This window comes from Pseudoalteromonas piratica (assembly GCF_000788395.1).
GTDB lineage: Bacteria > Pseudomonadota > Gammaproteobacteria > Enterobacterales > Alteromonadaceae > Pseudoalteromonas > Pseudoalteromonas piratica.
In genome coordinates this window covers 542,895-563,385 of sequence record NZ_CP009888.1, presented here as the reverse complement: position 1 = coordinate 563,385, position 20,491 = coordinate 542,895, and the positions used below count along the sequence as shown (strand labels likewise).

The 20,491-nt window shown below is 39.6% G+C and carries 19 protein-coding genes and 1 riboswitch; of the genes, 5 read left to right on the top strand and 14 right to left on the bottom strand.

Annotated features, from left to right (window positions below; all coding sequences use genetic code 11):
- Positions 1 to 272 precede the first annotated feature (272 nt).
- Genes hemB through ubiE form a run of 10 tightly spaced genes read right to left on the bottom strand, consistent with a single transcriptional unit; the run spans position 273 to position 8,778 of the window.
- Positions 273 to 1,286, bottom strand: coding sequence for a porphobilinogen synthase (gene hemB / locus OM33_RS02465; RefSeq protein ID WP_038638315.1), 1,014 nt, complete (start codon positions 1,284 to 1,286; stop codon positions 273 to 275).
- The gene (locus OM33_RS02460) at positions 1,286 to 3,142 is read right to left on the bottom strand and encodes a sensor domain-containing diguanylate cyclase (RefSeq protein WP_038638312.1); all 1,857 of its coding nucleotides are present in this window, start codon (positions 3,140 to 3,142) and stop codon (positions 1,286 to 1,288) included. Before OM33_RS02460 ends, hemB begins: the two co-directional genes overlap by 1 nt.
- Positions 3,133 to 3,921 (bottom strand): TatD family hydrolase, encoded by a 789-nt coding sequence (locus tag OM33_RS02455; protein WP_038638310.1) that lies wholly within the window; start codon positions 3,919 to 3,921, stop codon positions 3,133 to 3,135. Before OM33_RS02455 ends, OM33_RS02460 begins: the two co-directional genes overlap by 10 nt.
- A gap of 4 nt (positions 3,922 to 3,925) precedes the next feature.
- Complete coding sequence (locus OM33_RS02450; RefSeq protein ID WP_038638306.1) at positions 3,926 to 4,447, bottom strand: hypothetical protein; 522 nt, start codon at positions 4,445 to 4,447, stop codon at positions 3,926 to 3,928.
- A gap of 1 nt (position 4,448) precedes the next feature.
- The gene (gene tatC / locus OM33_RS02445) at positions 4,449 to 5,207 is read right to left on the bottom strand and encodes a twin-arginine translocase subunit TatC (protein WP_052140872.1); all 759 of its coding nucleotides are present in this window, start codon (positions 5,205 to 5,207) and stop codon (positions 4,449 to 4,451) included.
- On the bottom strand, positions 5,188 to 5,529 hold the full coding sequence (tatB, locus tag OM33_RS02440; protein WP_038638302.1) for a Sec-independent protein translocase protein TatB: 342 nt from the start codon (positions 5,527 to 5,529) through the stop codon (positions 5,188 to 5,190). The genes tatC and tatB overlap by 20 nt, the downstream gene beginning before the upstream one ends.
- A 2-nt stretch (positions 5,530 to 5,531) precedes the next feature.
- Positions 5,532 to 5,756, bottom strand: coding sequence for a Sec-independent protein translocase subunit TatA (tatA, locus tag OM33_RS02435; RefSeq protein ID WP_038638299.1), 225 nt, complete (start codon positions 5,754 to 5,756; stop codon positions 5,532 to 5,534).
- Positions 5,757 to 5,787: 31 nt separating this feature from the next.
- A complete protein-coding gene (gene ubiB / locus OM33_RS02430) occupies positions 5,788 to 7,404 on the bottom strand; it encodes a ubiquinone biosynthesis regulatory protein kinase UbiB (RefSeq protein WP_038638296.1) in 1,617 nt (538 codons plus the stop codon).
- A gap of 11 nt (positions 7,405 to 7,415) precedes the next feature.
- Complete coding sequence (locus OM33_RS02425) at positions 7,416 to 8,021, bottom strand: ubiquinone biosynthesis accessory factor UbiJ (RefSeq protein WP_052140871.1); 606 nt, start codon at positions 8,019 to 8,021, stop codon at positions 7,416 to 7,418.
- Positions 8,022 to 8,025: 4 nt separating this feature from the next.
- Positions 8,026 to 8,778 (bottom strand): bifunctional demethylmenaquinone methyltransferase/2-methoxy-6-polyprenyl-1,4-benzoquinol methylase UbiE, encoded by a 753-nt coding sequence (gene ubiE / locus OM33_RS02420; protein ID WP_038638291.1) that lies wholly within the window; start codon positions 8,776 to 8,778, stop codon positions 8,026 to 8,028.
- Positions 8,779 to 9,040: 262 nt separating this feature from the next.
- Here ubiE and OM33_RS02415 point away from each other — a divergent pair, with 262 nt between their 5' ends.
- A complete protein-coding gene (locus OM33_RS02415) occupies positions 9,041 to 10,846 on the top strand; it encodes an EAL domain-containing protein (RefSeq protein ID WP_199922485.1) in 1,806 nt (601 codons plus the stop codon).
- Positions 10,847 to 10,853: 7 nt separating this feature from the next.
- Here the strand turns inward: OM33_RS02415 and OM33_RS02410 are convergent, their stop codons facing one another.
- Positions 10,854 to 11,858 (bottom strand): diguanylate cyclase domain-containing protein, encoded by a 1,005-nt coding sequence (locus tag OM33_RS02410; RefSeq protein WP_038638284.1) that lies wholly within the window; start codon positions 11,856 to 11,858, stop codon positions 10,854 to 10,856.
- A 307-nt stretch (positions 11,859 to 12,165) separates the two neighbouring features.
- Between OM33_RS02410 and OM33_RS02405 the strand changes: the two genes are divergently transcribed.
- Positions 12,166 to 13,959 (top strand): DUF885 domain-containing protein, encoded by a 1,794-nt coding sequence (locus tag OM33_RS02405; RefSeq protein ID WP_038638281.1) that lies wholly within the window; start codon positions 12,166 to 12,168, stop codon positions 13,957 to 13,959.
- A 75-nt stretch (positions 13,960 to 14,034) separates the two neighbouring features.
- Positions 14,035 to 14,119, bottom strand: a riboswitch (cyclic di-GMP riboswitch).
- Positions 14,120 to 14,290: 171 nt separating this feature from the next.
- On the top strand, positions 14,291 to 15,352 hold the full coding sequence (locus tag OM33_RS02400; protein WP_038638278.1) for a potassium channel family protein: 1,062 nt from the start codon (positions 14,291 to 14,293) through the stop codon (positions 15,350 to 15,352).
- A 39-nt stretch (positions 15,353 to 15,391) separates the two neighbouring features.
- Here OM33_RS02400 and OM33_RS02395 read toward each other — a convergent pair whose 3' ends face one another.
- Together OM33_RS02395 and OM33_RS02390 are read right to left on the bottom strand one after the other, a co-directional pair.
- Positions 15,392 to 15,640 carry a hypothetical protein gene (locus OM33_RS02395; protein ID WP_038638275.1) on the bottom strand — a complete coding sequence of 83 codons (249 nt, stop codon included), beginning with the start codon at positions 15,638 to 15,640 and terminating at the stop codon, positions 15,392 to 15,394.
- Between the two features lie 101 nt (positions 15,641 to 15,741).
- A complete protein-coding gene (locus OM33_RS02390; RefSeq protein ID WP_038638273.1) occupies positions 15,742 to 16,194 on the bottom strand; it encodes an EVE domain-containing protein in 453 nt (150 codons plus the stop codon).
- Between the two features lie 74 nt (positions 16,195 to 16,268).
- Here OM33_RS02390 and tesB point away from each other — a divergent pair, with 74 nt between their 5' ends.
- Positions 16,269 to 17,129, top strand: a complete 861-nt coding sequence (gene tesB, locus OM33_RS02385; RefSeq protein WP_038638270.1) for an acyl-CoA thioesterase II — start codon at positions 16,269 to 16,271, stop codon at positions 17,127 to 17,129.
- Between the two features lie 44 nt (positions 17,130 to 17,173).
- Here the strand turns inward: tesB and plsB are convergent, their stop codons facing one another.
- On the bottom strand, positions 17,174 to 19,585 hold the full coding sequence (plsB, locus tag OM33_RS02380; RefSeq protein ID WP_038638268.1) for a glycerol-3-phosphate 1-O-acyltransferase PlsB: 2,412 nt from the start codon (positions 19,583 to 19,585) through the stop codon (positions 17,174 to 17,176).
- A gap of 250 nt (positions 19,586 to 19,835) precedes the next feature.
- Between plsB and lexA the strand changes: the two genes are divergently transcribed.
- On the top strand, positions 19,836 to 20,453 hold the full coding sequence (gene lexA / locus OM33_RS02375) for a transcriptional repressor LexA (RefSeq protein ID WP_038638265.1): 618 nt from the start codon (positions 19,836 to 19,838) through the stop codon (positions 20,451 to 20,453).
- Positions 20,454 to 20,491 lie beyond the last annotated feature (38 nt).

Here is a 20,491-nt window from a genome sequence, read left to right as displayed (position 1 = left end):
TTAGCCATTATAGTTATTAGATATAAGCTTTTTATTTCAAATAGGACTGCGATGCTACAGGCTATTTATTTATCTCTTTTTGCGTGCTTTGGTGCAACCGCAACCTGCTTTTTACAGTTTATGTATAGCTATTGGATAAAAGGCGAAATGCGGGTGAGTTATCTTCAGCGAGCCGGTGTAGGATTGGTACTTGCTATATTGTGTTATGGTGCAATTTTATTACTGCATTAGAATGAAAAAAGAGCGCTGGCACTCTTTTTTCATGTTTTATTTCAGTCTTTCTCATTTAACCAAATCGCAGCTTTTTTTGCGAAATACGTTAAAATCCCGTCAGCTCCAGCACGCTTAAATGCTAATAATGACTCCATAATAACAGGCTTCTCTGCAAGCCAACCATTTTGAATGGCAGCCATATGCATGGCATATTCTCCGCTTACTTGATACGCAAACGTCGGTGCACCAAATTCATCTTTAACGCGGCGAACAACGTCAAGGTACGGCATTCCAGGCTTCACCATTACCATATCTGCACCTTCTTGTAGATCTAATGCAACCTCACGCAATGCTTCATCTGAATTAGCCGGATCCATTTGATAAGTTTTTTTGTCAGCGCCTTTTAAATTGCCAGCTGATCCAACGGCATCTCTAAATGGACCATAGTAACTCGAGGCATATTTTGCTGAATAAGCCATAATCCGAGTATTAATGAAACCTGCTTCTTCAAGCGCTTCACGAATTGCGCCAATACGGCCATCCATCATATCTGACGGTGCAACAACATCAGCACCAACCTCTGCATGAGACAACGCTTGCTTAATTAGAATGTCAGTCGTGATGTCATTTAACACATAACCATCTTCATCGATAATGCCATCTTGGCCATGAACAGTGAAGGGATCAAGTGCAACATCCGTAATTACCCCAATCTCAGGTACTTCTTGCTTAAGCGCTTTTACAGTTCGCTGCGCTAAACCTTCAGGGTTATAGGCTTCCTCAGCTTCCAATGACTTTTTATCAGAAGGCGTTACTGGGAAAATCGCAACAGCTGGAACACTCAGTGCTACAAGCTCTTTTGCTTCTTCAATGAGTAGATCGATAGAAAGTCGCTCAATACCAGGCATAGAGTCAATTTTCTCGCGACGACCTTTTCCTTCTAAAACAAAAACGGGATAAATTAAATCAGCAGGCGTTAATACGTTTTCTTGCATTAACTTTCGTGAAAAAGGGTCTTTACGCATGCGGCGCATACGTGCATATGGGAATAAATCTAAACCTGATTGGGCCATTATAACTCCTCGGAATCGGTAGATGACTGGGTTGAATCGGCAAAACACACACGGTTACGACCTTGCTGTTTGGCTGTATAGAGTGCTTTATCTGCCCAGTCGGTATATTGATTTGGATCTAAACTTGCGTCTGCAATATGGCTAAAGATGCCCGCACTAATTGTGAGTTTAACGTCTCCAGAACTCGTTTTAATCGGGTGTTTTGCAATATTAGTGCGAATGCTTTCAGACACCAACTTTGCACCTTGGCTATCGGTGTTTGGAAGTATGAGCGCGAACTCTTCTCCACCGTAGCGGCATGCAATATCGGACGGGCGACGAAGCGCTCCTTTTATAGTGGCGGCGACATATTTTATAGCATCATCGCCAGCGAGATGACCATATTCATCATTAATGGTTTTAAAGTGGTCGATATCCAGCATTACAACTGCTAGCGGGGTTTGTTCTCGGCGGGAGCGGCGAAACTCCATGGTGATTTTTTTATCAAAATGACGACGGTTTCTCAATCCTGTGAGTGCATCTAACGTATTGAGTTCTTCCAGTTCTAAATTCTTTTCTTGTAGCTCTCGTAACGTAACTTCCAGTTCAAATGTACGTTCTTGAATTTTGCTCTCTAATTCTTCTTGATGTAGTTCTTGCAAACGAATCGTTTCACTTTGAATTGCTTCATTGGCTTCTGCTTCAGCAAGGCGCTTTTGCTGCTGACTGACTTTAACATCACGTTGTTGAATATATTGGCTTATTGCAATTAGTGTTAACGCGATACAGCTTATTAAATAGCTCCCACCAAATAGGATCATTAGTTGGCTAAAGTAGATGCTGACAGAAAATATTAATGCGCCCTTATACAGCATAGTGATTAGTAAAGGGAGTATGCAAACTACTAGTAATCGCGCTTTGGCATCACGCTTTTGCGCTCGTACACCTGTAACGATCAAAAGAATCAAAATATGGAAAAGCGCAAAAATGACAGCAAGGGTTAACGCCAAGGTATAACTTAAAAACGGCGAAATGATAACTAAAGCAACACTAATACCTAATGTAATTCTAAGACATGCAACTAATGGTTTTGCCAGAGAATGTAAACCCAATAGCCGCTCTGTCAAAATATTAAGCGGGATTAATACAAAAATTGTTAAGGTGGGCATCACGGTATGAATTAACCAAAAGCTTTGGTCAGAAATATAACGGTAGACATAGCCCAACAACCACGCAAACAAAAACCACACACAAATATTAAATACTGCAGCAAGTGCAAAAGTTTGTTTTTTGGTGATTAAAAAGAGCACGGATAAAATTAACGATGAGGCAAGCATAACACCTAAAATTAACCCCATAATCAGGTTAAATTTGGCTTTTTGCTCAATATACTTATCTTGTTGCCAAAGTGATAAGTTAAGTTTTAAAACACCTGTCGTTTCAGCTTTGATAAAGTACTCTTGTGATTGCATCGGAGCAAGGCTGAGTTTAAAAATTTGATCAGCATCTTTAAGGTAGCGAGTCTTTATAGGCACGCTATCACCTAGCTCACGTTGCGCAAGTAGCTTTCTCTGCTCAGTATGGTAAAGAGTTAACTTATCAATATGTACAAAGGCATTGAATAAAAATAAGTTTTGTTGAGCAGATGTATTATTCTCAATCGTAAACTTTAACCACACAGGCGAAGTGCCTAGTCCTAAATTAACTTGCCCGTTTTTTGCTTTTCGCCAAGTAGAAGCTGGAATATCACTAGGTGTATCAGTGGTAGAGGCCGCGTACTCGTAAACTAGTTCAGTATGACCAATCAGTTTACTGTTTAAGGTGTTAGCTTGGAGTGCAAAACTAAAGAGTAAGCAAATAATCAGTATTAATCGCATTTGGTTAACTCCAACCCAAATAAATGGTGGGCGTTTGCAAAAGCTGCGTTTGCTACATCTTCCGTCGGCAGTCCATATAATTCAGCCGCTTGTTCCACAACGTATTCAATGTGAAGTGGTTCTGAGCGTCTTGATTTAGGTTTTGGCTTGATATTTCGAGGCAAAAGGTAAGGAGCATCGGTTTCAAATAACAACTTATCAAGTGGAATTCGCGGAAGTAACTTACGTAAAGCATCACCTCGGCGCTCATCACATAACCAACCCGTGATACCAATATAAAAACCAAGTTCTAAGTATGCTTCTAACGCTTCCTCACTGTCAGTAAAACAATGTACAACACCTGGCACCTTGGCTTCTTTGACGATTGCTATAAAGTCATGATGAGCATCGCGCTGGTGCATATAAAGCGGTTTGTTAAGCTTATTAGCAAGTGCTACTTGTGCTGCAAATACTTCGCGTTGCTTATCGCGTGGCGAAAAGTCGCGATTGTAATCGAGACCACATTCGCCAATTGCGACCACTTCTTTATGACTGGAAAGAGATTGAATTGTTTGGCAGAAATCAGCATTAGCTGATTTCGCATCATGTGGGTGTATACCTGCACTTGCTACTAATGAAAATTCGTTAGCAAGTGCAATTGCATGACGACTGTCTTCAATATTGGAGCCAATAAGCAGCATATTTTCAACACCCGCGATACGAGCGCGCGAAACAACATCTGCTCTGTCTTTAGCAAATTGATCACTGCTTAGGTTTACACCTATATCAAAGAAACGCATAAAACTATTTACGTTTTACTTTTATGCCTCTATTGCGACCTTCAACTTTCATAATAAACGAATTGAACATACCGCGAGTAATGATGACCGTTTCACCTGATTTTAGGTTGAATCGGTCACTGCCGATCTGTTGCCAAACATGGCCATTCTCTAATGTAATAATTAGTTCACCATGAGGGTGAGTTTTTACTTTGGTAACTACCGAAGTAATTTCATCATCTTTTTTTTCAACCTTACGGTGTTCTAAGCCAAAATTGTCTTCCGCTTTTTGAGCGGTTGCTGCAACATTCTGTGATTTGCTCTTTGCAGGAGCTGCAGCATTATCGGGTAATTTGGCTTGTTTTTTCGATGATTTATTCTTTTTAGTCGCAGTGAGCTCTTTGCCTGCGATAACTTGGTCATAACATTGCAAACGTTGAAAGTCATTTTCAACAAAGCTGCATGCTTTTAAAGCTTGAGTGTTAATTTCTTTTGCACTTAATGGTAGCGCAAGTAGTGAAAGAATAACGATAGGTAACTTTTTCATTTTAGTTTTTGACCTCTTCTGAGTCCGTATTTTTTTGGTAAAAACCTGCTAGCAACAAGCCTAACTCAAAAAGGGCTAGCATGGGAATAGCCAACAGCGTTTGTGATAACACATCAGGTGGTGTTAAAAACATCGCAATGACAAATGCACCTACCACTACGTATGGGCGCTTTTCTTTGAGACTTTCTTTGGTGGTAGCGCCACTCCAGCAGAGCAGCATAATCGCCACAGGTATTTCAAACGCAATACCAAAAGCGAAAAATAACTTTAAAACAAAACTTAAGTAACTACTAATATCAGGACTGATGGTCATTACATCAGGACCAATTCCTGTAAAAAAGCCAAGTACAATTGGCATCACGAGGTAATAACAAAATGCGATACCACTGTAAAATAAGATAACAGAGGCCGCTAATATTGGCATGAGTACCTTTTTTTCATTTTGATACAAGCCTGGAGCAATAAACCCCCACACTTGATGCAAAATAAATGGGAAGGCTAAAAATAAGGCGGCAAACAAAGTGAGCTTGAAAGGTGCGAAAAATGGTGCAGTAACATCGGTTGCAATCATGTTGGCATTTTCAGGCAAATTGGCAAGTAAAGGAGTTGCTACGAATCCGTAGATGTCGTTTGCAAAATAGACCAGAGCCAAAAAGATTAACAAAATAGAGGCGAGCGCTCGCATCAAGCGATTGCGCAACTCAACCAAATGGCTAATAAAGGTTGGCGTTGTTTCAGCGTTACTTTGAGGGTTTGTCATTACTGCTATTCTGCACTTGTTCTGGCGTTTGTTCGCTTGGTTTGTAGCTATGAGTGACTGACTGTGCAGCATCCGAAAGTTCGTTTATGGAACGTTTCAGCTCTGGCGATAGGTTATCCATACCTTGTTGTTCAGCTTTTTTTAGGTTTTGGTGTAGCTCATGCACGCGCAACTCTTCGTTGATCTCCGCTTGTACGTTTGTTGCCATCTGTTTAATTGTTTTTATCCAACGTGCAACAGAACGCACCGCAGTGGGTAAACGTTCAGGGCCTAATACAATCAACCCCACAACAAGCACAACGAACAGTTCCCAAAAGCCCATAATTAAACCTTATCGTGCTTTTTTTCGCTTTCGTTAACTGTATCGTGTTCAGTTTTATTCTGAATTGCTTCCGATTTTTGTTCTTCGTCTGACACTGCTTTCTTAAAGCCCTTTACTGCGCCACCTAAATCACTGCCAATGCCGCGAAGCTTTTTAGTACCAAATAACAATACGATAATTGCTAAGATAATCAGTAGTTGCCAAATGCTAATACCACCAATACCCATAATAGTTTCTCCAATTTAATAGATGGTTAAATTATACCTGATGATTGCTTGAATGTCGCAAAGCGCGCCAAGCACAGATAGTGGCTGTGCTAAACAAAGCAATCGACGGCATAATAAATTCAGTTACAAAGAATACAGTGCCAGTTAATGTAAATGTCATGGCAAAAATTGCCCATACAATACCACGGTTAGACTGTTGTATTGTGACGTTAGCACTTTTATTCGTGTTTTGTTTTAGTGCTTTGTAAAGTAAATCAGGCATTTCAGGCAGCTTTTCACCCCAAAATGGCAAGTTCTCTTTAAGTTGTGAAAAAACCGCTTTTGGTCCAATTTGTTGTTTGACCCAATCTTCTAAAAAGGGTTTGGCGGTTTTCCAAAGATCGAGCTGAGGGTATAACTGGCGACCTAAACCTTCGACATATAACAGGGTTTTTTGAAGTAACACCAGCTGAGGCTGTACTTCCATGTTAAAGCGTCTAGCAGTATTGAAGAGGTTTACCAGTACTTGGCCAAAGGAAATTTCAGCTAGTGGTTTTTGGAAAATTGGTTCGCATACAGTGCGAATCGCAAATTCGAATTCTTCAACATTTGTATCTGCAGGTACCCAACCTGAATCGACATGAAGTTCGGCTACTTTGCGATAATCACGATTGAAAAACGCGATAAAGTTTTCGGCTAAGTAGCGCTTATCTTCTTTATTGAGTGTGCCAACAATGCCGCAGTCGATACCAATATACATTGGGTTTTCAGGGTGCTCGCGCGATACAAATATATTGCCTGGATGCATATCGGCATGGAAAAAACTGTCGCGAAATACTTGGGTGAAGAAGACTTCTACACCACGTTCTGCAAGTAGCTCTAAATTCGTGTTTTGCTCTTCAAGTGCAGCTATATCTGAAACGGGAATGCCATAAATTCGTTCCATTACCAGTACGTTTTTACGGCTGTAGTCACTGTAAACGTAAGGTATATATAGGCTTTCAGAGTTTTCAAAATTTCGTTTAAGCTGAATTGCATTGGCACCTTCACGCTGCAAATCTAATTCATCTAATAGCGTTTTACGGTATTCGTTAATGACTTCGACAGGACGCAGGCGCTTGCCATCAGGTAAAAATTGACTCACTAATTTAGCCAGTTGCGCCATCAGTTTTAAGTCGGCATAAATGGCGTTTTCAATATCCGGGCGAATGACTTTGATAACAACTTGGTGCAGAGCATCATGGTGCTTTAATTTCGCTGTGTGAACTTGTGCAATCGATGCTGACGCTAGCGGTTTATTATCAAACTCTTCAAATAATTGGTGAATATCGTCAAGTTGCAGTGCTTGTTCAATTAACTGCTGTGCTTTTTCACCATCAAAGGGGGCGACGTTGTCTTGTAATAAGCTAAGCTCTTTAGCGATATCGGGGGGTAATAAATCGCGTCGAGTAGACAGCATTTGACCAAATTTAACCCAAACAGGGCCGAGAGATTCCAGCGCCAAACGTAAACGTTGACCAGCATTTTTGTCTTTATGCTTATTTCCGAGCCAAAAGAAACATGCGCGCATTAACCTGCCATACCATGGAAATAAATGGCTTGGAATTAGCTCATCAAGTCCGAAGTTGAGAAAGGTTTTAACGATTTTATAAGCTCTTGTGAAATGCACTAAATGAGTCCTTAAATTGCTGCTGTAAGCTTATCAACGCGTTGTTCTAATTTTGCTAGGCTTTGTTGTAATGAACGGCAGTGCTGTTTGAATAATTGGGCTTCAAGTGGGTGAATCGATACCTTTAACTCGTCTTGCATTAGGCTGGTGAAGGTTGTTTGGCTGATTGAAGCTTGATGTTTTAATGTCTGTGCTGATTGTTTAACAAAGCTTACTAAGGTATAGGCAGGCCCATCGCCAAGGTAGCGCGAAAGGTTATTTGCCCAATCAATATTTAAGTTATTAAATGCCTTGCTAAATTGCTGCGCAAGGTTCAAATCACCTTCTAAATTTAGCTTACCGTTACGAATTAAATGGGTCACATTTTCAGGTTGTTTTAAGTCGAGCAAGGTATTTAAATCAGCGCAGATAAAACAGTCGCTGTCTTGGTTCGCAATTGGTAAAACAATAAATTTATCCCCATCAAAGAGCAGGGTAAGCGATACTGATAAATCGGTAACCTCTATGCTTAATTGTTGGCGAACAACCGGAATTAAATCACTAACAAAATCTTTATCGAGTTTGATTAGTTGATTTAGCAGTTGTTCTATTGCAGCTGCTACAAGGCTCGATACCATAGTGTTAAAACTTAAACCCTTTATGTAATGCTACGATGCCACCGGTCAGGTTTTCATAGCTTGTCATTTCAAAGCCAACTTCTTCCATCATTGATTTTAATGTTTCTTGATCAGGGTGCATACGAATTGACTCAGCTAAATAGCGGTATGATTCTGCATCATTAGCGACCAATTGCCCCATTCCTGGCAGTAAATTAAATGAGTAAAAGTCATAGGCTTTGTTAAGTGGCTCATAAATAGGTTTTGAAAACTCTAGTACCAACAAGCGACCACCAGGTTTTAGTACACGCTGCATTGATGCAAGTGCTTTGCTTTTATCTGTTACATTACGCAGACCAAAAGCAATGGTTATTAGGTCAAATGTATTATCTGGGAACGGCAGTGCTTCGGCATTCATTTGCACGTATTCAATGTTGCCTACTTTTCCTAAGTTACGCAGTTTTTCGCGTCCTACTTTGAGCATTGAATCATTGATATCACCAAGAATAACTTGACCTTCAGGACCAACAATATCACTGAAACGAGATGTGAGGTCACCGGTACCACCGGCTAAATCTAAAATTGTTTGACCCTGTCGAGCTCCTGAACAAGCAATGGTGTGGCGTTTCCATAAACGGTGAACTCCAAACGACATTAAGTCATTCATTACATCGTACTTGGCTGCAACAGAATGGAATACATCGGCTACTAAACCTTGCTTTTCGTCTCTTGCTACAGATTTGTAACCAAAATGTGTTTGCTCGTCTTGCGGCTTCATTTTCAATCCTATGATTATTAACGCCTATAGTTTACTCGAATGAGGTTAGAAATGACAATCATAGGCAGAACCTAATAACTGAAATTGGGCACATTTGTTGATCTCACACTAGACTGAAATTATTGGTGAAAAAATAATCGTACAGAATATGTCGTTAAAAGCGCTTTTTAACTTAATCGTGACATCAATTTTACTCTTACTATTTGTTGCGACTATTAGTTTTTCAGTCCTCAACAGCAAAGCTTTTATCAAGCAGCAGCTAATGGAGCAAACGCAGTTAGTTGGACGCAGTGTATTGCAAAGAATCTCGTTGTTAGAGGGCGTTGAAGCCGACGAAATGAAACAAGGCCTCAACGAGTTGCACAATGCATATGAATTTGTTTTCTTGAACGTAAAATTACAAAACACTGTGATATTTGAGCATCGCCAGAACCCTCAATCTAATTTACCAACCTGGTTAACAGCAGTATTAGCGGTTAGAAGCCCATTGTTTCAGCAAAATTTTTACCTTGCAGAGCAAGAGTATTTACTGCAATTACAAATATCTAATGTGCCCGCAAATAACTATATATACCAGCAGCTTATAGATGTATGTTTGATTTTTGCTTTTTTTATATTTCTCTCATGGTTTGTTTTTCGTATTGCGATTAATTTAATTAGAGAGCCCATTGAAGTTCTCCAGCAGCACACTCTTAAAATAGCTGATAACAATTTTACAGGTGTGCCTGAAATTAACAGTGTTGCTGAGATGAATGCATTGATGTCCAGTCATAATCGTATGACAAATCAAGTTAAAGAGTTGGTAAATGAGCTTACCAAGCGCTTAGAGCATGCGAAAAATGCGTTATACCGAGATGAACTCACTCAGCTAGGCAATCGTCGATTATTTACAGCACAGTTTAGTCAGCTGTTACATGAAGAAAAAAATCAAAACGGTGCGCTTATCTTAATCCGATTAAGTGAATGGGAAAATGTTCGCCGAAAAGAAGGGTTTTTGATTGCATGTTCATTTTTGGAAGATGTAATTCATATTTTACAGAGCAATTCAAAACAAGGGATCAATACTCGAATATTTAGGTTGAACGACAATGAGTTTGCCTGTGTGTTGCAACATTTAACCCGTGATGAAGTCGTGACATTACTTAATGACTTATCGTCAGATATCGCGAGGCTACAGGGTCGTTATCAACAAAAAAAAGAAGTGTTAATTGGGGCAGTACTTTGGCAGAGCAATGATGAGATGTCTGATGTGATGAAATCAGCCGACGAAGCGGTATTGCTGGCGGTGAAAGAGCGCAAGCATTATCACTTATATGAACCGTCAGAGCGCATGAAAAAAATGTCAGACATGCTTGCGACACGAGAAGGCGTGCTACTAGCTATAAATGACTCCGTTTTACAGCTTTCTCAACATGGCGTAATGATGTCAGATCAAGTCAATTTAATGTTCTCTGAAGTGCTTAGTAAAATTCAATACAAAGATGAGGTTATCCCGACCTTGCTGCTTCAATCGAAAGCGGAACAGTTTTCTGCCAGTGCGCGACTGGATGGACGTATTTTCGAACAGATTAGAACCATGTACATCAAAGGCGCATTAGATCTACCAATTAGTATTAATGCTTCAGTGCACAGTATTTTAGATGATGAGTTTTACGCATGGTTAATGGAGCAGTCACATCAATACGCTGATTTATTTTCTTCGATAATTTGGGAGTTTGATGAGATGATGTTGTCGCAAAGCCAATCAGCGCCTGAAGTGATAACAAAGCTTCATAAACTCGGTTCAAAGGTTGCCGTTGACCACTTTGGCACAGGCGATAATACCTTGTTAGCACTACGCAAATGGCCTATAGATATTGTGAAGCTCGATGGCAGCTTTATGCACGAGCTGGAAGATAAGCAAGATGCCTGGTACTTTCTTGAAAATATAATCAAGTTAGCGCATAGCCTAGGAGTGGTTGTGGTGTGCGAGCAGTTAGAGTCTGAACAACAAGTGAAGTGGGCAAAAGAGCTGGGCAGTGATGGGTTACAGGGATTTAAACTTGCACTGCCTCATGCTATTCATTAAGTGTCTACTAACTGGGGTCAAAGAAAACGTTATTTTTACCTTGTAACTTTGCTCTGGCAACCGAGTGTCTCGCAGCTGATGTAAGTTGATCTAAATTATCGTTATGCATTTCACTAATGCCTAACGAAATAGTCAATGTTGGTAAACGCCTACCACTGCGGGAGCTGATAAATTTAAGTTTTTCTACGCCAGAACGCATTCGCTCTGCGATTTCTTTAGCTGTTTGCAAACTTACATCGGGCAATAAAATGATAAACTCTTTACCCTTGGTACGAACAGGCAATCCGCTGTCTTGAACATAAGAGCGAATCTTCTTTGCCACTTTGCCGATAACAACATCACCGACTGCTTGTCCGTATTTTTCATTAAAGTCGTTAAAGTCATCAACATCGATGGCAATTGCGCAAATAGATTTACCTTGTTCTACCCAAACAGCAGCTTTGTCTTTCATATAGGTTTCTTTATACAAACCTGTTAGGGGATCTACATGACGTTGTTTTTCGATCTTTTGAAGCTGTTGTTGGCACGCCTTTAATTCTTGCCTTGCTTGCAATAGCGACTCGTGTACCCGTTGTTGTGATCCTTTAAGTTCGTAACTTGCGTTAATTAACTCTGCAATCAGTTGTTTAGCTTCGTTTGTATCGGCATCATCAATAGCGATTAAGCTGCTGTCGAGCGTGGCGATGTATTTATTAACGGTGTCACTACTTTGATCAATCGAGGTATCCATGGTGGTTAGGGTGTTAGATACGCCTTGGATCAACTCTTTTTGGCTACTATCTTGCTCAGATAGATAGCGATTGAATAAATTTTCTAGGGTGAAATTATCAAGTTTTTCGTCGGCAGCAAGCAGCTTTTCAACTTCTTCACACAAAGCGTCATTTGTTTTTGATATATAGCTGTAAATGGTATGATAATTGATAGGAATAGGTGGCAAATTATACCTTTCTAAAAACCAGCAAACCTCCGTCATTTTTTGTTGCGCTTGTGCCATGGAATCATGGTACTTCATAAAATCCCAACCTCAGTGGTTAATTACCGCTTAAATATTCACCCTAAATTATTAGCAACCTTCATCCTTTAAAGTCCTAAGTAATTAGAAAACAATTTTTCTATTTTGGGAATAGGAAAAGTCTATTAATTATCAAAAAAAAGCGATTTTTTTCACTATCAATAAGGCCAAAATTTACGAACAGGAAATTATCGCCTGCGAAATGGGCATACTGCTTCACTCAAACCATAACTTGGTCGCAAATAAGTTGAGATTAAAAATCAAAAGTGCGTATGCTGAGGGGAAGTAATCTTTTTGGTTTGGGTATATGAAAACGTTAAAAATTTCAGTTTTGACAGTTGCACTGTCGACAGCACTATTGGCTGGTTGCCAATCAACTTCTAACCTGCAAACGCCTGCCACAGTTTCAGCAGAAACGCAGATGGTGACACGATTTGAGCAATTGGCAGATAACATTGTGGATTATCGAAATAGCATCAATCCCTATAAAAATGATGATGGTGTTGACGGTTATTATTTACCAAACCTCTCAGAGCAATTTTTAGCGCAAGACTATAAACAAAACAAAGCATTTTTAGCGGAATTGGACAATATAAACCTGGAACAATTGGATGAGCAAAATCAAATTAACCATGCAATTATTCATTCACAGGTCAAAAATGCAGTTGATGAGTATTCTTTTAATGCACACTACATGCCATTGACGTCGGAGTTTGGCTTTCATTCAGCGCTATCCTTTATGGTTTCAAGTAGCAGTTTTAAAACGGAAGATGATTACCGGCTTTACTTAAAACGTCTAGCGGGTGTTGAACGTTATTTTGAGCAAAATATTCATTGGATGAGAAAAGGCATTGCGATTGGTTTAACCCAGCCTAAACCTGTATTGGCTGGATATGAAGATTCTATCAAAGCTTACATTGTTGAAAAACCAAGCGACTCGGAATTTTATAGCCCGTTTAGTACGAAACCAGAACATATTTCTGACTCCGTGTTTATTGCTTTACAAAATAAGGCCAAGTCATTAATCGCCAATCAAGTGATACCAGCTTACGAAAAATATTTGGCCTTTTTTGAGTCAGAATATGCACCAAATGCGCGTGCTGAGATAGGTATCTCATCGACACCGAATGGCAGTGAATTTTATCAAAATCGTGTTAAACACTACACTACGACCAATATGAGTGCGGAGGCTGTACATCAGCTGGGCCTTAAAGAGGTAGAACGCATTCGTAATGAGATGCAGCAGGTTATTGAAAAAACAGGGTTTGAAGGATCATTTGCCGAGTTTGTTCAATTTCTCAGAACAGATCCGCAGTTTTATGCGAAATCGGCTGAAGAGTTGCTAAAGGAAGCTTCTTACATCGCTAAGAAAGCAGATGCGCAATTGCCTAAATTCTTTAAACTGATGCCGCGAACCCCATATGGTGTTGCACCTGTACCAGCTTCGATCGCTCCTAAATACACAACGGGGCGTTATGTAGGCGCTAATAAAGATACCGACCCAGGTTATTACTGGGTAAATACGTATGGTTTAGATAAGCGTCCATTGTATGTGCTTGAAGCATTGACGCTTCATGAAGCTGTGCCAGGCCATCACTTCCAAATCTCCCTAAATAAAGAGCTTGAGAATGTACCAGATTATCGCCGTAATCATTATATTTCAGCATTTGGTGAGGGATGGGGCTTATATTCTGAATATCTAGGTAAAGAAATGGGCTTTTACCAAGATGCTTACAGTGACTTTGGTCGTTTAACATATGAAATGTGGCGAGCAGCTCGATTAGTTGTTGATACAGGCATGCACATATTTGGTTGGACTCGCGAACAAGCTATGACGTTTATGCAAGAAAACTCAGCACTTTCGCTACACAACATTAAGACGGAAACTGATCGTTATATCTCTTGGCCTGGCCAAGCACTTTCGTACAAAATTGGTGAGTTAACGATTAAGCGTTTACGTAAACAGGCTGAAGCAGAATTAGGTAAAGATTTTGATATTCGAGAGTTTCACTTTCAAATCTTAAAAAATGGCTCATTACCGCTTGAATTGTTGGAGCGCCAAATAGCAACTTATATTGAGGCAGCTAAGCAAGAAAAGTAAAAAATAAAGGCTGCTTCAAGACTTGTTATTTAACACCCGTTTGAAGCAGCCTACATAGCCCCCGACCTGTAAAGTGGCGGCAGTATCGCAATCATAGGAGAACTCCCTTAGACCGATAACTTTGCGTCCTCAGTTTTCACTGAGTTTGCCATTAACGAACTCAACAGTTCACACTAAGTCTAGAATGAGTTTTCACTTTTTTCACATCTATTTGTATTTTTTCGTTATCAAATTAGCCGTTTTGCTTTTTTGCTTGCCGATGTACTGACTTGCTCAATCTAAAATATAACGATACAGTGCGAGTGATTAATTTAATTAAATTATAGTTATCATGAGCTTAGTTATTAAGAAAATTTTAGTAGCTATACGGCGACATATACACCATGTCAGTTGGGCATCGGTGGTTTCATTATTGGCTTTACACATGCTCCTTACATGGGTGTGTTTGTATGGGGCGAATGAAACAGAGCTGTTAGCGATAAATCAATTTATTTATTACTACATCGTCACCACATCGACGGTAGGTTATGGCGACTTAAGTCCTTCCACTGAATGGGGAAAGCTATTTGTTGCTTTAGTACAAATTCCAGTTGGATTAGCACTTTTTGGTGTGGTGTTAGGGAAAGTTGGGCAAAGTATTACGGGGTTAATCAAAGCATCTATGACGGGCGATAAAGATTTTTCAGGACAAACAGAACACATTATCATTTTTGGTTATCACCATACGCGCACACGCAAAATGATAAATTATATTTTGGCAGATAATAAACGTATCGAACGCCGCATTTTGTTAGCTGTTGATGAAGCAATGACACACCCATTTTCTGATAACTTACATGTAGACTTTGTCCGTCTTTCGAGTTTTACAGAGATGGATGAATTGAAACGTGTTGCGATTGATGGTGCTGATAAGGTGATTGTGGATGGTGCTGATGATGACCAAACGTTTACAACGGCATTGAAAATTAGTCGTTTGGTGAATGAAAAATGTCATATCAGTGCTTATTTTCTGGATGAAAGTAAAAGTGAAATGCTACGAGAGCACTGCCAAAATGTTGAATCAACAAGTTCTAAGTCGGTAGAGATTCTTGTTCGATCCATGCAAGACCCTGGCTCAAGTCGTATTCAAGAGGAACTCCTTTCTACATTACATGGGGATACACAATTCAGTCTAGAAGTCGGAAAAGTTAAGGATGATTTAAAGTTTGAAGTCTTGTTCTTCTATTTTAAAAAGCACTGCGATGCCACAATTTTAGGGATTGCACAGAATCGTGTTGGTGAGGGTTTAGATTTGAATCCACCGCTAGATATGGTTATAAAACAGGGAGATATTTTGCACTACATGGCTGTAGAGCGTGTGTTGAGCGACGAAGTTGATTGGCAGTCACTGTAAGGCGAATTGAGAATTATAAAGGCAACGAACGTTGCCTTTTTAACGAATATGGTACGTAGGTTCCATATCCACTTCACCTAAATGATCGATAGTAGCGTAAATGCTATCGCATCTAGCGAATGCTAAATAGTTATTTTCTAGTTTGCGGGCAAATGCAAGCTGGTAGCCGTAACGATTTAACTTATTTAACTCGACTTTTTGTGCAAAGCTTAAGTTTTGCCAAAAGTCGTTTAAATCGCGCTCTCCAAGCCTTCTTTCATCTAAAGGTTTATTTGTTAAAGCGGACATAGTTTTTCACAGTTAAAAAATACTCAGTTGATATTAATACATGCCAAAGAGTTGTGTCTAGTCCGATCAGATAAAGAGACTTAAATAGTGATTTTTATAATTTAACTATATGTTTCTATAATATATTTCCATTCATCTTCAATTACAGGTTGAATCGAAAGGCGACTGCCCTTTTGTACTAAGTACATTGATTCAAGTTGTTTATCGGATTTTAATGTGGAAAGCGCAATAATAGGCAGTTTTTCAACGAATTCTAACGTAACACTGATCCAGCGAGGGTTGTCAGGTGTCGATTTTGCATCAAAGTATTTCGATTGGTCATTAAATTGTGAAGGATCTGGAAATGCTGTTTTAATCACTTTTGCAATTCCCACAATTCCTGGTTCTTTGCAGCTTGAATGGTAAATAAATACAAGATCACCTAGCGCAACTTGATCACGTAGGAAGTTCCTCGCTTGGTAATTGCGTATACCATCCCAAATTTCTTCCTGTTTACGCTGTAAATCATCAATAGAAAATTCATCCGGTTCAGTTTTAAACAACCAATATTGCATTACCTATTCTCGCTAATGTTAAAGTAACCAGTGTTTGCTATTATAGCGTTACTAGCAAATTACGAAATAGTGTTATGAGTCAGGTACTAGACGATCTTTTAGCGTTACTTAAGTTAGAAAAAATTGAGCAAGGTTTATATCGAGGTCCAAGTCAGGATCTTGGATTTAAAGCGGTATTCGGAGGCCAAGTTATGGGCCAAGCCTTGTCAGCAGCAAAAGAAACAGTTGCGGAAGATAGACAAGTGCACTCGCTTCACTCTTATTTTTTAAGGCCTGGTGATGTCGCACATCCAATTGTTTATGATGTCGAAAATATTCGTGATGGTAGAAGTTTTAGTACCCGCAGGGTAAAAGCAATTCAGTTTGGCAAACCGATTTTTTACATGACAGCGTCATTTCAGGTGGAAGAAGAGGGCGTAACCCATCAGGCTGCCATGCCGAATGTACCTGGACCTGACAAATTACAATCGTCATTGGATGTTTATCGTGAACACAAAGAGCTTATCCCTGAGAAAATTCGTAATAAAATTATTTGTGATAAGCCAATTGAAATGCGTCCTGTGAACTTTCAAAACCCATTTAAACCGGTTGTGACATTACCCGAACGGTATGTATGGTTTAAAGCAAATGGTGATATGCCTGACGATCCGCGAGTACATAAGTATTTACTCGCATATGCATCAGACTTTGAGTTTTTACCAACGGCATTACAACCACATGGTTTGTCATTTTTACAACCGGATATGCAAGTAGCAACGATAGATCATGCAATGTATTTCCATCGTCCTTTCCGTTTAGACGATTGGATTTTGTATGCAGTAGATAGCCCATCAGCCAGCGGCGGAAGAGGATTAGTTCGAGGACAATTCTTCAATCAGCAGGGTGAATTGATTGCATCGACCATACAAGAAGGTGTGATTAGAAAGTATGCTTAAAAAAGGCGGTAAAAACCGCCTTTTTATTAAACTAGAGTTTTAATTTAACCTTCCAAAGCGCTTGCAATACTTGGTGGCAAGTACTTTAAAATAGTTTTGCTAAGCTCAATTGTTGTTTGATTACCAGAAATCAGACCTTTTTCGCAGTCATTAATCATTTCGTTATTTTTGAGTGTACTGATAAAACCTGAAAGAACTTTCTTATCAAAGAACTCAGGCGTATCGATACCAAACAATTGTGCAAGTTGCTGCGCAAAATCTTGACTCTGTTGCTCTAATTGATCCCTTGAAAGTCCCTCAGTGGCCAGTATGAGTTTTACTACGCTAGCATAGCGAATTAAGGTGCACTGAATAAATCGTGCTAATAAATTCAGTTGTGCTAACGATTTACTATTTGGGTTGGCAGAGATTGCGTCATTCTCAATAGTAATAAGTCCAATACCACTTAGTGCGTCAATTGTCTCATTTAAGTAATTTTCACAATAAGGTTGCATAAACCATTCTTGTTTAAAAAGCGGATAAATCAAAGCGACTTGTTGTATTAATTTATCGCGAGAAATCTGTTTTTGGCTGATTAAGATCGCGCTAATTAAACTCGGTACAGCAAATAAATGAAGTACATTATTGCGATAATAATTTAATAACACTTTTTGCGTGTCTTTGATGCGAATAACATCAACAGGGCTTTGTGTAATAGCCTCAAACTTATCTAGCTTCAACGCATGTTCTAATAATTGTTCAGCACTGTTTTCAGGTAGGCTAATGTCTTGGCTGTAGGGAGCAAGTTCAAGAAGCCTTAAATAGCTTGTCATTGATGCAACAAGCTCAGTTTTTGTCATGGCTTGCTTATCAGTATTAAGCAAAATACACGACATCAATGTGACAGCATTGATTGCTGCAGCATTATTGATGTTGACCATTACTGAATCTGCTAAATTGCCGACAATTGGTGTTAACCAATGAGGTTTTTCTGAAGCATTTATACTGTCACGCCAATCTGATTGGTGTTGTGTTAGGTATTGATTGATATTAATTGGTTCGCCAAAATTAACGTTACCTTTACCATAATTTTTTAGCTTCTTAAGAGACTTAAATACACCTAAAACAGATTCGTTTTTCTTTTTCTGACCAGCTAATTCACCTAAGTAAGTATTTACTTCCATGACGTGTTCATAACCAATGTATACAGGCACTATTGATATTGGGCGGTCAATACCACGTAAAATTGATTGCATTGTCATTGCCAGCATGCCGGTTTTGGGAGGGAGTAAACGACCTGTCCGGCTTCGCCCCCCTTCGGTATAAAACTTAACGGCATAGCCCTTAATAAATAATTGACTTAAATACTCACGGAATACTGAAGAGTAAAGTTTGTTTCCTTTAAATGAGCGACGTAAAAAGAATGCACCACATCGCCTGAAAATAGGTCCTGCCGGCCAAAAGCTTAAATTAATGCCTGCCGCAATATGAGGTGGCACATAACCTTGGTGGTAGATGACATAGGTTAACAATAAATAATCCATATGGCTGCGGTGACAAGGCATGTAGATTATTTCATGTCCTTTATCTGTAAGTTCTTGAATGCGCTCAGGGTTGTTTACTTCAATGCCATTGTAAAGCTTAGTCCAAAGCCAAGTAAGGATTCGCTCTAGGACGCCAATCATGGATTCATTGTAATTAGCTGCAATTTCATCAACCAGCTTTATCGCATTTTGGCGCGCTTCAGCGATCGAAATGTTTTTACTTTTTGCTTCTTCCTCAATTGCGGCTTTGACAGAAGCTGATGCAAGTAACCCTTGGTATAGTTGATCGCGTGAAGGTAGTTTGGGGCCAAGTGCAGCTAGCTTTTGACGTTTAAAATGCACACGTGCAACGCGAATGAGTTTATGCGGTAAATCGCTACTTTGTTTTTTACCTGTAAGTTCAGAAAGTTGTAATGGGCGGCTAAAGCGAATTAAATTGTCGCGACCAGATAGTAAAACAACAAAGAGTTTGCGTAACCAGCTCGGGGTTAGAGAGCTTGATAGAATGGTGCCGAGACCTGGCTTCTCTTTACCAGGATTACGTCCCCATAAAATGGTGACCGGTATAACCTGTAAGTCATCAACATCAGATTGTTTTAATGCATTAAAAATATTTTCACTGATTGACAGGGCTGGGCTTTCTTTTTTTACCGAACCGATCAAGGGTGAACGGTGATGAATAGGAATGTAACGTGGAACCTGATGCTCACCAATTTGTTGGTTGATTTGAGGGTCGGGCAGCCCTAACTTTTTACACGTTGTTTGTAACGCAGCAGCATCAGCAAAGGAATTTAATAAGGTGATGTAAACGGTTGGTTTATTTGCGTCGATACCAAGATTATCTAAAGGGTGTTCGGGTACAATTTTTGAGCGCACAAAAAGCTTATTCATAGCATTTGCGAACAACTGAATCACAGCACTAACCAAATTCATAAAACCAACCTAAAACAAAAAGGGGCGCTAGCATACCAGTTAACTTAAAAAGATTAAATAACTGGTCATGCCAGAAGAAAAATAAAGCAATCTGGCTAAAGTCCAATGTGCTATTTACTTTTAAATGCAACAAATTGCTTTGCGAAAACTAAATCTTAAGCATAGTGCTAAATATCAAAGAATTAAAAGTTGCGAAATAGCATTAACTGTATATACTCACAGTTATCTGTACTGTATGGAAAACCAGTGAATGAGACCATTAACTAAGCGCCAAGCGCAAATCCTAGAGCTTGTTAAAGTATTTATAAAAGATACCGGTATGCCGCCTACGCGTGCTGAAATAGCCTCTACATTAGGCTTTAAGAGCGCCAATGCTGCTGAAGAACACCTAAAAGCACTTGCGAAAAAAGGGGTCATCGAAATGGTACCTGGGGCAAGCCGTGGTATTCGTCTTGTTGAAGAAGAGGAACCGGAACAATTAGGTTTACCATTGGTTGGTCAAGTTGCAGCGGGCTCGCCTATTTTGGCGCATGAGCATATTGAAAGCCACTATCAAGTGGATCCAAGCTTATTTAATCCATGTGCTGACTTTTTGCTTAGAGTTAAAGGTGAGAGTATGAAAGATATCGGCATTATGGATGGCGATTTATTGGCAGTACACAGAACACCTGTGGCAAATAATGGGCAAGTTGTCGTCGCGCGTGTAGATGAAGATGTGACCGTTAAACGTTTCGAAAAAGCGGGTAAGCAAGTACTGTTGCACGCCGAGAATGAGGCTTTTGATACAATCAAAGTCGACTTAGAACATGATCACTTTAATATTGAAGGATTAGCCGTTGGCGTGATCCGCAATGCAGATTGGATGTAATGATACACCTAATTACTATGGCTAGAGGCTTTAACCAC